The sequence below is a fragment of the Kaistella palustris DSM 21579 genome, from assembly GCF_000422265.1.
GTDB lineage: Bacteria > Bacteroidota > Bacteroidia > Flavobacteriales > Weeksellaceae > Kaistella > Kaistella palustris.
Window position 1 is genome coordinate 25,064 of the sequence record NZ_AULL01000019.1, and the last position, 14,968, is coordinate 40,031.

At 41.9% G+C, this 14,968-nt stretch carries 10 protein-coding genes and 1 pseudogene; 4 read left to right on the forward strand and 7 right to left on the reverse strand.

Features of this window, described 5'->3' with window-relative positions; genetic code table 11:
• The 4 genes from H562_RS0109250 to H562_RS0109265 all read right to left on the reverse strand — a co-directional run bounded on the left by H562_RS0109250 (nt 1) and on the right by H562_RS0109265 (nt 3,767).
• A complete protein-coding gene (locus H562_RS0109250) occupies nt 1-768 on the reverse strand; it encodes a COG4705 family protein (protein WP_027377247.1) in 768 nt (255 codons plus the stop codon).
• 83 nt (nt 769-851) lie between these two features.
• Complete coding sequence (gene rnk / locus H562_RS0109255) at nt 852-1,262, reverse strand: nucleoside diphosphate kinase regulator (protein ID WP_027377248.1); 411 nt, start codon at nt 1,260-1,262, stop codon at nt 852-854.
• Nucleotides 1,263-1,339: 77 nt separating this feature from the next.
• A complete protein-coding gene (locus H562_RS0109260; protein ID WP_027377249.1) occupies nt 1,340-2,614 on the reverse strand; it encodes an aminotransferase class I/II-fold pyridoxal phosphate-dependent enzyme in 1,275 nt (424 codons plus the stop codon).
• A 115-nt stretch (nt 2,615-2,729) separates the two neighbouring features.
• The gene (locus H562_RS0109265) at nt 2,730-3,767 is read right to left on the reverse strand and encodes a PLP-dependent cysteine synthase family protein (protein WP_027377250.1); all 1,038 of its coding nucleotides are present in this window, start codon (nt 3,765-3,767) and stop codon (nt 2,730-2,732) included.
• Nucleotides 3,768-3,991: 224 nt separating this feature from the next.
• Here H562_RS0109265 and H562_RS0109275 point away from each other — a divergent pair, with 224 nt between their 5' ends.
• From H562_RS0109275 to H562_RS0109290, 4 genes are all read left to right on the forward strand, one after another.
• Complete coding sequence (locus H562_RS0109275; protein WP_027377251.1) at nt 3,992-7,477, forward strand: glycosyltransferase family 117 protein; 3,486 nt, start codon at nt 3,992-3,994, stop codon at nt 7,475-7,477.
• Nucleotides 7,478-7,521: 44 nt separating this feature from the next.
• Nucleotides 7,522-8,052 carry a DUF1697 domain-containing protein gene (locus H562_RS0109280; protein ID WP_027377252.1) on the forward strand — a complete coding sequence of 177 codons (531 nt, stop codon included), beginning with the start codon at nt 7,522-7,524 and terminating at the stop codon, nt 8,050-8,052.
• A 142-nt stretch (nt 8,053-8,194) separates the two neighbouring features.
• A complete protein-coding gene (gene kdsA / locus H562_RS0109285) occupies nt 8,195-9,004 on the forward strand; it encodes a 3-deoxy-8-phosphooctulonate synthase (protein WP_027377253.1) in 810 nt (269 codons plus the stop codon).
• Between the two features lie 292 nt (nt 9,005-9,296).
• Nucleotides 9,297-11,468: a TonB-dependent receptor plug domain-containing protein gene (locus tag H562_RS0109290; protein WP_027377254.1), complete on the forward strand. Its 2,172-nt coding sequence runs from the start codon at nt 9,297-9,299 to the stop codon at nt 11,466-11,468.
• Between the two features lie 163 nt (nt 11,469-11,631).
• Here H562_RS0109290 and H562_RS0109295 read toward each other — a convergent pair whose 3' ends face one another.
• The 3 genes and pseudogenes from H562_RS0109295 to H562_RS0109305 all read right to left on the reverse strand — a co-directional run bounded on the left by H562_RS0109295 (nt 11,632) and on the right by H562_RS0109305 (nt 14,961).
• Nucleotides 11,632-12,042 carry an MliC family protein gene (locus H562_RS0109295; RefSeq protein WP_027377255.1) on the reverse strand — a complete coding sequence of 137 codons (411 nt, stop codon included), beginning with the start codon at nt 12,040-12,042 and terminating at the stop codon, nt 11,632-11,634.
• A 331-nt stretch (nt 12,043-12,373) separates the two neighbouring features.
• Nucleotides 12,374-13,896: pseudogene (locus H562_RS14930) on the reverse strand (nitrilase-related carbon-nitrogen hydrolase).
• Between the two features lie 21 nt (nt 13,897-13,917).
• A complete protein-coding gene (locus H562_RS0109305) occupies nt 13,918-14,961 on the reverse strand; it encodes an anhydro-N-acetylmuramic acid kinase (protein WP_027377256.1) in 1,044 nt (347 codons plus the stop codon).
• Between the last annotated feature and the right edge of the window lie 7 nt (nt 14,962-14,968).

The window sequence follows — 14,968 nt, forward strand, 5'->3', positions numbered from 1 at the left end:
TTAAACTTCGTTTGTAATTTCATTCTTCTTTAAATGATGGTGCGAAAGAAAAATAAGGAGTACCATAAGTGCTATCGAAACCAAAGACGCGTTGAGTGTTCCGAGATCCAGACCGCCTTTAGCCAGAGGTTTGGTAAGGAAATCACCGAAGGTTGCACCGAAAGGCCGCGTAAATATAAAGGCGATCCAGAACAGAAGAATGTGATTTATTTTTGTGAAATAATGCAGCGCAACCACCGCAATAATAATGAAACCTGTAACCACAGCGCCTGTCAGATAACTGAACTCAATATCATCGCTAAGGAAATCACCGAACGCCGTTCCTAAACTGTTAGAAAACAAAACCGCCATCCAGAAATAAAGTTCCTTTGATCTTTCGAAAATAGGGTAGACTTCCAGATTCCTAAATCTCTTAAACCAAAAATACAGACTCAGCGAGAGCAGTGAAACCAGCAGAAGACTTCCCAAGGCATAACCCAGATGCAGACTTCGGTCGATAAAATCGGATATCTCCGTACCAAATGTAGTAGTCCCAATGATCACAAGCCAATAAAGTGCAGGAATATATTTTTTAGCATTAAGTTGCAGAAATAAAGCTGTTGCAAAAAAAAGAAACGTCACTGCCAGGCCGATGCTGTAACCAAGACCAAGTGTCTGCGCTATAAAATCGCCAAGTGTTTCGCCCAGAGTTGTAGCGACAATCTTCATTAACCAAAAAAGCAGGGTAATTTGTGCCACTTTGTTTAGGGATGTACCTGGCTGTTCCATGCGTTTTATTTTACGTAAAAGTAGAAAATTCAGGCGTGACCTTTAAATAAAAAAGACCGCTTCTTGAGCAGTCTTAGTTTTTACTATAAATCGAAATCGCCGGCCGCTTCGGGCTGATAAATAATCTCATCGATCACGATCTTGGTCATACCCGACGGAATAACCCAATCGATCTCATCGCCCACGCGGTAACCGATCAGTGCGGCAGCTACCGAAGAAAAAATAGATATTTTATGCTCCTTGATATTGGCAAGGTCGGGATAAACCAACTGAAACTGAACCACAGTTTTGTTATTCTGGAAATGGATCTTAACAATACTGTTCATGGTGACCACATCTTTGGGTACTTCTTCCGACGGTACGACCTTGGCATGATGCAGTTCATTTAAAAGTTTTTCGGCTTCTTCTTTTTTAATGCGGTTGCTGGCTTTGGCTGCCGAGATTGCTTTGTGAATACGCGAGAAATCCTGCTTCGTTATTATGATCTGATCCATGAAATTAAATATTAAGAGTTAAAAAAAACCGTTCGAATTCTTCAAACGGTTTATATAAAATATTTTGTTGAAAAATTCTAAGACGATTTGAACTGAAGATTTTTTTCTTCAAGCAGCTTTTGCTCCTGTTCTTTGTAGAATCCGGAAACCAGTTTCTCGTGGATCGCTTCAAAGGCAGCAAGTGTCTCGTTGATCTCCGCATCGGTATGTGAAGCTGTAGGAATCAGGCGCAAAAGAATCATTCCTTTCGGAATTACCGGATAAATAACCACCGATGTAAAAATGCCGAAATTTTCGCGCAGGTCTTGAGACAGCAATGTAGCCTCTACCGTAGAGCCTTCCATCATCACGGGTGTTACGCAGGTATTGGAATTTCCTAAGTTAAAACCTCGTTCCTTAAGGCCGTTCTGAAGTTTGTGTACATTCTCCCAAAGTTTGGCCTTAATTTCGGGGCGCGAACGTAAAAGATCAAGCCTTTTCAAGCCACCGATCACCATTGGCATTGTTAATGATTTTGCAAAAACCTGTGAGCGCAAATTGTATTTAAGTATTCTGATGATATCCGCATCGGCCGCGATAAATGCGCCAAAACCAGCCATTGATTTTGCAAAAGTTGAAAAGTAAACATCGATCTGATCCTGGCAACCCTGTTCTTCACCAGCACCAGCGCCGGTTTTTCCCAAAGTTCCAAATCCGTGTGCATCATCAACCAAAAGTCTGAAATTAAACCTGGATTTCAATTCACAGATTTCTTTCAGTTTTCCCTGCATACCACGCATACCGAAAACACCTTCGGTAATCACCAAAATCCCACCGCCCTGTTCCTGTGCAACTTTTGTAGCGCGCACCAGGTTTTTTTCAAGGCTTTCAATATCGTTGTGCTTGTAGGTAAAACTTTTGCCCATGTGCAGACGCACGCCATCTACGATGCAGGCGTGAGAATCTGAGTCATAAACAATTACATCATGGCGGCCCACAAGGGCATCGATCGTGGAAACCATTCCCTGGTAACCGAAATTTAAAAGGTAGGCTGCTTCTTTATTTACAAATTCTGCAAGTTCTCTCTCCAATTGCTGGTGCTGTTCTGTTTCGCCGGACATGGCTCGCGCACCCATTGGGTAAAACATTCCGTACTGTGCGGCAGCTTTGGCGTCGGTTTCCAGAACTTCGGGGTGGTTGCATAAGCCAAGATAGTCATTGGCACTCCAGAAGATCACTTCTCTTCCCTGGAACTTCATGCGCGGACCGATTGGACCTTCGAGTTTCGGGAAAACAAAATATCCTTCAGCGTAATCTGCAAATTGCCCCAGAGGACCGGGATTCTCCCGAAGACGGTCAAAAATATCAGTCATATATTATTTGATTTTTTAGAATTGTACTAAGTTGCAAAGTTAACAAAAAATCAAGTAAAAATACCCTTATATCGTACAAGACAAGGGTAAATTATCGGTATGGAAATGTTGTGTATTACTTGATATATTCGGTTTTGAAAACGCTGTCGTAATTGTGCACGCAGTTATTTACAAAACCCTGTTGTGACATCCACTCATCACTGTAAACTTTGGTGATATAACGTGAACCGTGATCGGGAAAAATCGCCACTACCACATCTTCTGCAGAAACCTCATGAGAGTTGGCATATTGCAAAAGTCCCTGTACCACCGCACCGGTTGTATAGCCACCCATGATCGCTTCCTTTAAGGCAATCTCACGGGTTCGGTAGGCAGACATCTCATCATTGACACGCACAAACTCATCTACTTTATCAAAGAGAAGCGCGGAAGGAATAAGGTTTTTGCCCATGCCTTCGATCTGATAGGGGTGAATATCTTCTTTATGGATCGTACCCGTTTCATGGAAACCCTTTAATATAGATCCAGACGCATCTACACCAATCACCTTAATATCAGGATTTTTTTCCTTTAAGAATTTCGCAGAACCCGAAAGAGTTCCTCCGGTGCCTGTACACGCTATCAAATGCGTAATCTTTCCTTTTGTCTGCGCCCAAAGTTCCGGACCGGTGGTCTGGTAGTGCGCATCAATATTAAGTTCGTTAAAATACTGATTGATATATAATGAATCGGGAATTTCCGAAGCGACCCTTTTTGCCACTTCGTAGTAGGAGCGGGGATCATCAGCAGGCACATTGGCGGGGCAAATATAAACCGTTGCACCAAGTGCTTTGAGGTAGGCAATTTTTTCCTTTTTGGTTTTGTCGCTTACTGCGAGCACACATTTATAACCTTTGATGATACAGACCATCGCGATGGAAAATCCTGTATTTCCGGAGGTAGTTTCTACTACAGTAGAGCCGGGTTTCAAAAGCCCTTTTCTTTCTGCAGCTTCTATAATATGCACTGCTATACGGTCTTTCGTGGAATGGCCGGGATTATAACATTCTAATTTGGCATAAACCGTCGCGGGAATTTCTTCGGTAACTTTATTTAATTTAACTAAAGGTGTGTTACCAACTAACCCCAGAATGTTGTCGTAAACATTAGTCATTGTTCTTCATTTTCTCTTGTAAAACCGTCTGCAAAAATACTAAAAAATAAATAACGCTGAAATTTATACCCATATTTATGATTTATTTCACTTATCTAACTTTTAAAAATCTGCTGAAATATTGTGAATTTATGAATAATGCTGGGGGAGTGCAAATTTAAAGTTCGTTAAAATCGGCCTATACTTACTGAAAATTCTTATTTTCGCAACATTGAAAATTAACTATGAAAAACTGGTCTTTTAAACAGTGGAATACCCTTTTGGGCTGGGTGGTCTTCGTGATCGCCTTTTTTACTTACCTCTCTACAATTGAACCTAATTTCAGTTTCTGGGATTGTGGCGAATATATTTCCTCAGCGGTAAAACTGGAAGTTACACATGCTCCCGGCGCAGCGCTGTTTCAGCTCGTAGGTGCGGTAGCGGCGATGTTTGCTTTTGGCAACGGTGAAAATTATTCGGTCGTCATCAACGCTATGTCTGCGCTTTTCAGTGCGCTGACCATACTTTTCCTTTTCTGGACGATCACTCACTTAGTCCGAAGGCTCTTAAATAAAAATTTCGACGAGATCACGCGCCACCAGGAAATTCCTGTATTATTTGCAGGCGTGGTCGGTGCGCTGTGTTTCACATTTTCAGATACATTCTGGTTTTCTGCTGTGGAAGGAGAAGTGTATTCCATGGCAAGTATGTTCATTGCGCTTTTACTGTGGCTCATCACCAAATGGGAGAATGAATACCACGACCTTGATAACGAACGCTGGATCATCTTGATTTTTTTCGTTACTGGTTTGTCTGTGGGAGTGCACATGATGTGTATGCTTGTAATCCCGGCAGTCTGTCTTATATATTATGCGAGAAATTATGAGTTCAGCTGGAAGAGTTTCCTCTGGGCTAACCTCATTACACTCCTTATTTTAGGAATTGTATTTAAGGGTATTTTCCCTTTTATCATGACCATGTTCGGCAAAATGGAAATCTTTGCAGTTAACGGTATTGGTCTGCCTTTCCATTCAGGAACGATCATCGCCTTTTTAATTCTGATTGCGCTCTGCTATTTTGCACTGAAGTATGCCAGAAAATCCACGAAGAAAATTTACCAGACCATTGCGCTTTCGGTCATCTATATGATCATCGGTTTTTCATGCTGGATGGTGATTCCGATCCGTGCAAATGCCAATCCGCCGATGAACCTTAATGATCCGGATACCGCGATCGGTATGCTCGATTATTATAACCGTGAGCAGTACGGCGACTGGCCCACTTCTTACGGACAAAACTATACCGCATATCTGGATGCAAACGGAATTCAAAAAAATGATGACGGCAGTTACAAAACTGAAAAAACTGGCGACGTTTACGAAAAAGACGAAAATACCAAAACCTACCGACGCGTAGGCGACCGCTTTAATTATGTTTTCAGCAAAGAGCACGTGAGTTTTATGCCGCGTATGTTCAGCGAAGACAAAAGTGTAATGTCAAACTATATCTCAATGTACGGCGCGCCGGATTTTTCCTTTAATTATGATAATGAAGACGTAGCCAACAGCCCGGAAGCCAAGAAAATCTTCGATGAGCTGCGCCAGAAATATGACGAGGGCACCATTAAAGCGGAGGATTACCTGAAAGTTAAACCTTATAATTTAATTCATGTTCAAAGACCGTCGCTGGCGCAGAATCTTAACTATTTTTTCACCTTTCAGAACGGATATTATTTTGTGCGCTATCTGATGTGGAACTTTGTGGGCCGCCAGAATGATCTGGAGGGTTCTATGGAAAATACAAAAGGAAACTGGATTTCCGGAATTCCATTTATCGATAATTACATGCTTGGAGATCAGGATAAGATGCCTTCAAAATTTAAAAATGAAAGTACGGTTGCCTTTTTCTTCCTGCCTCTGCTTCTGGGGATAATTGGCTTTTTCTTTCAGCTTAACAGAGATTTCGGCCGGTTTTATGCCATACTTTCTTTATTTGTAATTACAAGTGTCGGCATCGTGTTTTATACGGGCGTGAAACCATTTGAAGTCCGTGAAAGAGATTATGCAATGGTCGGCTCTTTCTACGCGTTTGCAATTTGGATTGGCCTTGGCGCGGCGGCAGTACTCTGGTATTTGCAGCAGAAAGTAAAATCGGACACGGCGAATATTGTGGCCGGCATTGTTCTGCTGGGTGTTCCGCTAATGATGGGCTTTCAGAATTACAATGTTCACGACAGAAGCGGGCGGTATACCGCATATGATTATGCTTATTCTACTCTAAAATCCCTGCCGAAAAACGATATCCTATTTGTTTATGGTGATAATGACACCTATCCGATTTGGGGAATGCAGGAAACATCGGGAATGCGGGATGATGTGAAAGTGGTGAATTTTACTTTGCTTTCCACTCCGTGGAATATTGATCAGGTTAAAAGGCGGACCTATAATTCTATGCCTGTACCTTCTGTCCTGACCCATGAGGATTACCGGGATGGCAGCAACGACCAGATTTTCCTGATGTCTAAAGGCGACTGGGAAAATGTATTCGCCAATATGAAAGATCAGGGCGCACCCGAAACCACGTTTGCAGGCTTCCGAAAATTCCTCACGCAGGATTCAATGACCTTAAAAGAAGCTGTAAATTTTATCAAAACAAAATCCGATGATAAAGACCAGATCCTGAAAATGCTTTTCGGTGAAGATAAATATGAAAAGTTCAACTTTCTGCCGGTTTCCAAATTCATTTTACCTGTTAATAAAGCAAACGCCGTAAAATCCGGAATCATCCAGGCCAAAGATCTGCCGCAGACCGTAGACCATATTACGCTGAACTATAAGAGCAACAGCATGTTCAAGAATAACCTCATATTGCTGGACATCCTCTCAAATTTCGACTGGAAAAGGCCAATTAACTTTTCAACCGGCGGAATTTATGATCCGGAAAATATTTTCTACCTGGGCGAGTATCTTCAGTTCGATGGATTCAGTTACCGTTTGGTCCCAATAAAAACGCCGGAACGTGAAGATGGCGAAATGGGAAGGGTAGATGCCAATTCACTTTACAATATTGTGAAGAATTACCGTTGGGGAAATTTCAAAGACCTGAAAGTACATTTCGATGAAACCTGCACTCAAAATATCGTGAGTTACCGAAGTTCCGCAAGCCGTGCTGCCGAAGCACTTTCACTGGCTGGTGAGAAAAAGAAAGCTATCGAGATGCTGGACCTTGCTTCCCGGGAAATTCCGGTCGCAAAATACAATGATCCGCGCTCTTTGAGTTCAATGGTATACGGATATATAGTTTCCGGACAGGAGAAAAAAGGCCTGGATCTTGCCGAGCAACTCAAAAAAGGAATCTTCAGCGAGTACGACTACTATTACAGCCTCTCGCCAGATGAACAGAGGTTTGTAGGCCGGCAGATGCGGACAAAACCGCTGGAATATTCGTTGGTTGTTGGCGCCGTTTCCGATGCGTACAATAAGATTGGCCAGAAAAATAAAGGCTATGATTATCTGGTGAAATCCATAGAACCGGTTGATAAGCGCTTCCACAATTTTGTAAAGGACCTGCAGATCATGGGCAGGGAAAAAGCAATGGACCAGTCGGAAAACGTACAGAAGATAACGCCATTTTACACGTATTTGTTTGATGTGATGGAACCTTATGATTCTACGTATTCCCAGGAAAAACAGGATCAGATCACCAACGCAATTATGAAAGCTACTCAATAGATGAGTGATTTTACGGGAAGCCATCGCATAAAAATTACAAAAAATTGAAATCGAAGTACTGTGCTTTTCTTCGTGGCGTGAATGTAAAAGGCACGACCATGAAAATGGCGGAAGTCTGCAGGATTTTTACGCAAAATGGGATGGAGCAGGTCACTTCGGTTTTAGCCACGGGGAATATTATTTTTTCTTCAACTTTGAAAGCGCCGGAACTCAATCCGCTATTGCAAAAATCACTTTCAGATCATTTTAATTATGACGCTTTTCTCTTTTTAAAAACTGAAGAAGAAATAAAAAATATTTATACACACAATCCATTTCAAAAGAATACCGATTTTCACATCTATATTTTTATTGGAAGCGAAGGCATTGAAAATATTTTGTCCGAAGAATTTAGAAAATCAGAAAAATCTGAAGGCGAAGAATCACATATTGTTAACGGCACCTTCTACTGGAAAATTGTAAAGGGAAAAACCCTGGACTCCGACTTTGGAAAAGTACTGGGCAGGAAAAATTTAAAGGATAAACTCACTTCCCGAAACATTAATACTTTAGAAAAGATTATAAATAAATTCTGAAATTCACCTGAACAGAACGGACCCATGTCCGTTTTTTTTTATGTTTTTTTATGGTAGACTTTCGAAAAAGCCCGGCCTGAAACTTTAAACAGAAAAATTGTATTTTTGTTGGTCTTCAGAACTTTTTTAAATAGAAATATAAATGATTCAATACTTAGAAACCATACACCACAAAGATTCCAAAAACTTCTTTCTCATCGCCGGACCCTGCATCATCGAAGGCGAAGAAATGGCGCTGCGAATCGCAGAAAAAGTGGTGGAACTGACCAACAAATACAATATTCCCTATATCTTCAAAGGCAGTTTCAAGAAAGCCAACCGCAGCCGTGTGGATTCCTTTACAACCATCGGCGAAGAGAAATCGCTGGAAATTTTGAAAAAAGTAGGAGAGACCTTCAACATTCCGACTACGACCGATATTCATGAAAATGAGCACGCTGCCCTGGCCGCACAATATGTGGATGTGCTGCAGATCCCGGCATTTTTGGTTCGCCAGACTGACCTGCTGATTGCGGCGGCAAAAACCGGAAAATGTGTAAGTTTGAAAAAAGGGCAGTTCCTTTCTCCTGAATCCATGCAGTTTGCGGTTCAGAAAGTAACAGATTCCGGAAATCCAAAAACAGCGATCATCGAAAGAGGGAATTCTTTTGGTTACACCGATTTGGTTGTAGATTTCCGGGGGATTCCCACCATGCAAAAGTACGCGCCGGTGATCCTGGATGTTACACATTCGCTTCAGCAGCCGAACCAGAGTTCAGGCGTTACGGGCGGCAGACCCGACCTTATAGAAACCATTGCCAAAGCCGGTATCGCTGTGGGTGCAGATGGACTTTTCATCGAGACGCATCCAAATCCCGCCTGCGCACTTTCCGACGGAGCAAACATGCTGCAGCTCGACAAACTCGATGACCTGCTCCAGAAATTATCCCGCGTGCGCGAAGCGATTCTTTGATTTTTTATTATCTTTAAAAACTAAACTACAAGCCTTGAAAAAACTACTTCTACTCCTGGCGTTCGTGCCGGCACTGGCATTTTCGCAGATTAACCTTAAAGTGTTGGATGAAGACGGCAATCCCGTTGCACAGGCAAATGTTTCTTACAATAACGAAAATTTTACCACTGATGACAAAGGTTTTGTAAAGGTCCCGCTTGCAGATTCGGAACAGCGGCTGAGCGTGGAAAAGGAGAATTTCCGGGGTTTTACCAAGAACATAAAACCCGCACCCAAGGTACAGAACGTAAATGTGCTGTTCGTGAATGTACAGCGCGAAACCCAGATCCAGGAAGTGGTATTTCAGAAAAAAGGGAAACCCAAAGTCACCGACCTTACATCGATGGAAATTTCAACCAAAGAAGCGCAGCAGGTCGCCTCACTTTCGGGCGGTGTCGAAGGGCTGTTGAAAACTTTGCCTTCGGTAAATTCAAATGCCGAACTTTCCTCACAATACATGGTACGCGGTGGGAATTATGATGAAAATCTGATTTACATTAATGATATTGAGATTTACCGGCCGTTTCTGATCAGAAATTCCCTTCAGGAAGGACTGAGCATCATTAACCCCGACATGGTACAGGCCATCAACTTTTCTGCCGGTGGTTTTGAAGCGAAATACGGCGATAAAATGTCTTCGGCCTTAAATATTTATTACCGCCAGCCCACGAAATTTGAACTTTCGGGTGAGGCGAGTTTGATCGGCGCCCGCCTGTCGACAGGATTTGCTTCAAAAAATAAAAAATTCACAGGAATTATTTCCGGCAGATACCGAAATACCAATCTGGTTCTGAACACATTAAATGAAGATACCGATTTCAATCCGCAGTACATTGATTTTCAGTCTTACCTGAATTACAAGTTCAACGATAAATGGGATATTTCCTTCATCGGTTACTGGAGCAAGAATGATTATGAAATGATTCCGAAAGTAAAGGAAGTGGAATTTGGTTCTGTTCTTACTCCTTTGAAGTTGAGCGTTTTCTACGACGGTAAAGAAGATGATAAGTACAAAAATATGATGGGTACGGCGACGGTCAACTATAAACCAAATGATAAATGGAAATTTACACTGGACAGTTTCGCCTACCAAAACCGTGAAAAAGAATATTATACCATAGCTTCGGCGTACATGCTGCAGACTTTCGATCCTGTGACCGGTGAGCCGATTACTTCCTATGATGTGGGCGGACAGATCGATCACGCACGAAATGACCTTTTGGTAAAAACCTATGGCGCCCAACTTAAAACCAAATTTTCACCCGACGTAAATACCGATTTTGAAGTGGGCTTAAAGTTCGAAAAAGAAGACCTGCAGGACAATACCAACGAATGGCAGCTCGTAGATTCATTGGGTTACAGCACACCGCGCGACTTTGTAAACCCCGGAACGCTGGATGCTTCCCAACTTCGTTTGCGTTTTAATATTGCGGGTGCAAACCACATACAGCCGACAAGACTTTCGGGTTACGCCCAGTATTCGAAAAAATTCTACTGGGGCGACAACCGTGTTTTTGTAAATGCAGGGATCCGCGCTTCTCATTGGGATTTTAACGACGAGACCATCATTTCACCACGTGCCCAGGTTGCGGTAAAGCCGAACTGGGATATGGATATGCTCTTCAAACTTTCCGGCGGAATTTATTATCAGGCACCTTTTTATAAAGAAATTAAAGATCTGGACGGCAACTTTAATCCAAATATAATTTCCCAGAGATCCATGCAGATCATTTTTGCCAACGATTATGAATTCAGGATGGTTGACCGGCCGTTTAAACTTACAACCGAATTGTATTACAAAAAGATGGACAATCTGATTCCCTACTATCTTGATAATGTACGGATTCGCTATTCCGGTCAGAATAATTCACAGGGTTACGCTTATGGTGTGGATACGCGGCTTTTCGGTGAATTTGTGCCGGGAGTGGATTCCTGGATTTCGGCCAGCTATGCAAGAGTAAAAGAAAATATTGATGACCGCGGCTATATTTCGCGACCTACAGATCCGCGTTTCAGATTTTCGATGTTTTACCAGGATTATATGCCGAAGTTCCCCTCGATGCGTGTAAATCTTACTTTGGTTTTTGCAAACGGATTACCTTCCGGAACACCAATTTCCTTAGATACAGCAGGCAAACCGGATTTTGAAGCACCTTACAAATACCAGAAGACTTTACCATCGTATAAAAGAGTGGACATTGGACTTTCAAAAGTGTTCATCGATCAGAAAGACAATAAAGTAAATGGTGGATTCTGGGGAAATTTCCGGGAACTTACCTTAGGCGTGCAGATCTTCAATGCATTCAACATCAGTAATACGGTGGCGAACCAATGGGTAAATGATGTATCTACCGGTTATAATTACCCGGTTCCTGTACGGCTGACCGGGCGGTTTTTCAATGTAAAAGTCGACTTTAAACTGTAATTAAAAAAGAGTTTTATGAAACTTAAAGAATCAATAAAACCGGTTTATGTTTAAAAACCGGTTTTTTTATGCTAAAGAAAAAGTCTTCAGATGGAGAACTTAAAAATACAAAAAAATAAAGGCTGCCAAAATTAGCAGCCTTTCCTATTTTTTCAATGGATCATTATTGTCTTTTTCCAGTAACAAGATCTTTATCGTCTTTCCCAAAATAAAACTCTCCCTGATGGCCTATGAAATAGTAGCCGTTTTCATCCACATATTTTTCTCCGCTTCCTGAAACTTCCTGTTTCATATTATATGTTTTACCGTCGGTTTCGTTTTTTACAACTACTGTCCCGTTCGCGGCGTCGTGCGTAAGTGTAAATTTGGTTTTACCGTCATTACTTACATAATTGAAAGTATTACCGGTTTGCATAGTGTCAGCTTCGGGAGCGGCAACTATGGTGGAGTCCTGCGCCGGCATCGCCATACTGTCTACAGAGGAATCCATAGCAGTTGTTTCGGTCTTCTCTTTGGAACATGAAGCCAGAGTTAATGAAAGTGCGACAGCTGGTAAAAGAAATTTAATGTTCATTTTGATACAGTTTTATAATTAGACCTAAATGTCGCAAACCTTGTGCCATCTTTGAAAACACGACCTTTTAAAAAATATATTTATCTCAGGACAAGCAGGTACAGTATTACCCATATTGCAATGAAAAATAATCCGGGAAATAAAACCGACCGGGCCTTTTGCACATCTTTTTTAATAAGCAAAAGATATAATAGATAAAGAACGAAGAGAACGGTAAAGCCGAGCGCCATTAAGGGATAAAGCATAACTTCCGGTTTTTATTAGTAATCAGCGCATCATCGGTCGCCGTTCAGTAAAGTTACTTAATATTTTTAAAGAATTGTCAGCGATATCATTCCGTCTCGCTGTTATGGTTTACGGTGTCGTACAGATCTTTCCTTCTGTCGGTCATCGTTCTTACGGCTCCGTAATGATGAAGTTCTTTCAGTAAATTAAGATCAACATCTACAATTAATGTAGTTTCCGTATTCGGTGTGGCTTCACCTTTTACCGCATTCGACGGGAATGCAAAATCAGAAGGTGTAAAAACCGCTGCCTGACCGTACTGAATATCCATGTTATTTACTCCCGGAAGATTTCCCACACAGCCTGCAATAGCCACATAACACTCGTTTTCAATTGCGCGCGCCGCAGCACAGTGGCGAACTCTCATATACGCATTCTGCGTGTCGGTCAAGTAAGGAACAAATAAAATTTTCATGCCCTGATCTGCGAGGATCCGCGGCAATTCCGGGAATTCAACATCATAACAGATCACCAAACCCACTTTTCCGCAGTCGGTATCGATGACTTTTATTTCATTTCCACCTTTCATTCCGTAGAATTTTTTCTCATTTGGTGTAATGTGAATCTTTCGGTGCTCATCGATCTTACCGTCGCGGTGAAGCAGATAACTGATGTTGTACAGATCATCCTTTTCGGTATCGGCAAACGGCATGCTTCCGCCGATAATATTGATGTTATAACTGATGGCCAGCTGGGAAAGGCGCACTTTAATTTCCTCGGTCAGTTCGGCGAGCTTAAACATACTTTCACGCTCCGAAAGATCATTAAAAGGAGCTAAAAGCGGAGTATTGAAAAACTCGGGAAACATGATGAATTTGACTTGTAATCTGCCATCACATTCACGAAAAATTCAACCTGCTCGAAAAACGCGTCGATATCTTTGAAATGGCGCATCTGCCATTGCACCAAACCCAACCGGATAACTGAATCCTGCATGGTGTTTGGCTTTTTGCTGTAATAAATGTTATTCCACTGCAAAAGCACCGCGTTTTCTTCGGAATGCAGATCTTCGGGAAGATAGTTTTTCAACACACGAACGGGCAAAAAATTATTCGCCAGCTGAAAACTTAGAACCGGATCATAAATCTCTTTTTTTCGCACCTGCTGAATGTATTCGCGCGGCGAAAGTTCTGCGCTGTGCAGATGATAATGTGGAATCCTGCCGCCAACGATGATTGATTTAAGGTTCAGTTTTTCGCACAGTTCCTTACGCGCATCGTAAAGGCGTCGCGCGAGCCGAAGTTCACGGAATTCCGGATCTACAAAAATTTCAATTCCATATAACACGTTTCCCGTTTCTGAATGGGTGTTAAAGGTGTAATTCCCTGTAATTTCCTTATACGTGTGATCATCGCCAAAAAGCTCGTACTGCACTTTCAGCGAAAGACAAACCGCTGCGATCTTATCATCTACGGTGATGCAGATCTGCCCGTCGGGAAAGATCTTGATAAGTTTCTGAATGCTCTTCTTAGACCAGATATTTTCCGACATGGTAGGATATGCTTTCTGCATGGTTTCCTTCAGTTCATCGTAATCGCTGAGGGCTAAGTTTCTGATATCTATCTGCATAAATGTATTTTTTTTAAATTCCTAAATCAGGATTCCGGCACAGTGATCTGCCGTGCTTCCTGTGGCCGAAGACAATATATTAATTTCATTATTGAAACGCAAAACGCCCATAAATGCGAAGATCAATGCTTCTTTGAAATCGATTATCCGCGCATCAGGTATGACTGTTTCTGCGTTGGTTTTACTCTTTATTCTTTCCAGAAGCCAGGAATTATAAGTTCCACCGCCCGTGAATAAGACCTTCCTGATTTTATTTTTGTTAAAGGTTTCGGCAATTTGTTCTGCCGCATGTTCTGTAAATGTCGCCAGAATGTTCTGCGGCGTATCCTCCTTTAATAAAGGAAAAACATTTGCGTTAACCCATTCAATACCCAAAGATTTAGGGGGATTTTCGCCGTAAAAAGAAAGCGTATTTAGCTCTGCCAAAATATTTTCATTAACCATGCCGCTTTTCGCCAAAGCACCATTTTCATCAAAATCATGCCCCAGTTTCTTTGCAAAATCGTTGAGCACAATATTCACCGGACAGATGTCAAAAGCGATTCGCCGACCATTTTCTTTAAAGGAAATATTTGAAAAGCCGCCGAGATTCAGACATGCATCAAATTCGGAAAACAGGAGTTCATCGCCAATCGGAACCAACGGCGCACCATTGCCGCCGCGCAAAACATCGGCACTCCGGAAATCGTAAATTACAGGAATTTCATTGATGATGTGTATCGCACGGCCGTCACCGATCTGTAAAGTAAATTTTTTTTGCGGCTGATGAAAAACCGTATGCCCGTGAGAAGCGATCAAATCGACATTGCCAAGGGCATTTCTGCCGATAAATTCTTTGACTTTGTTTCCCAGATAAAAACCGTACTCCGAATTTAGTGCAAGCAGCTCTTCGGCTTTCAAAAAAACTGCATTCCGAAGCTTTATATCCCAATGTTGAGAATAGGGAATTGTCTCGGCACACAAAATCTCAAAAGTCCAGGACCTGTCCTTTTTAAATCTTGCAAAACAGATATCCAGCCCATCAAGACTGGTGCCCGACATGAGGCCAATCGCCTGGAACTCCATAAAAAAA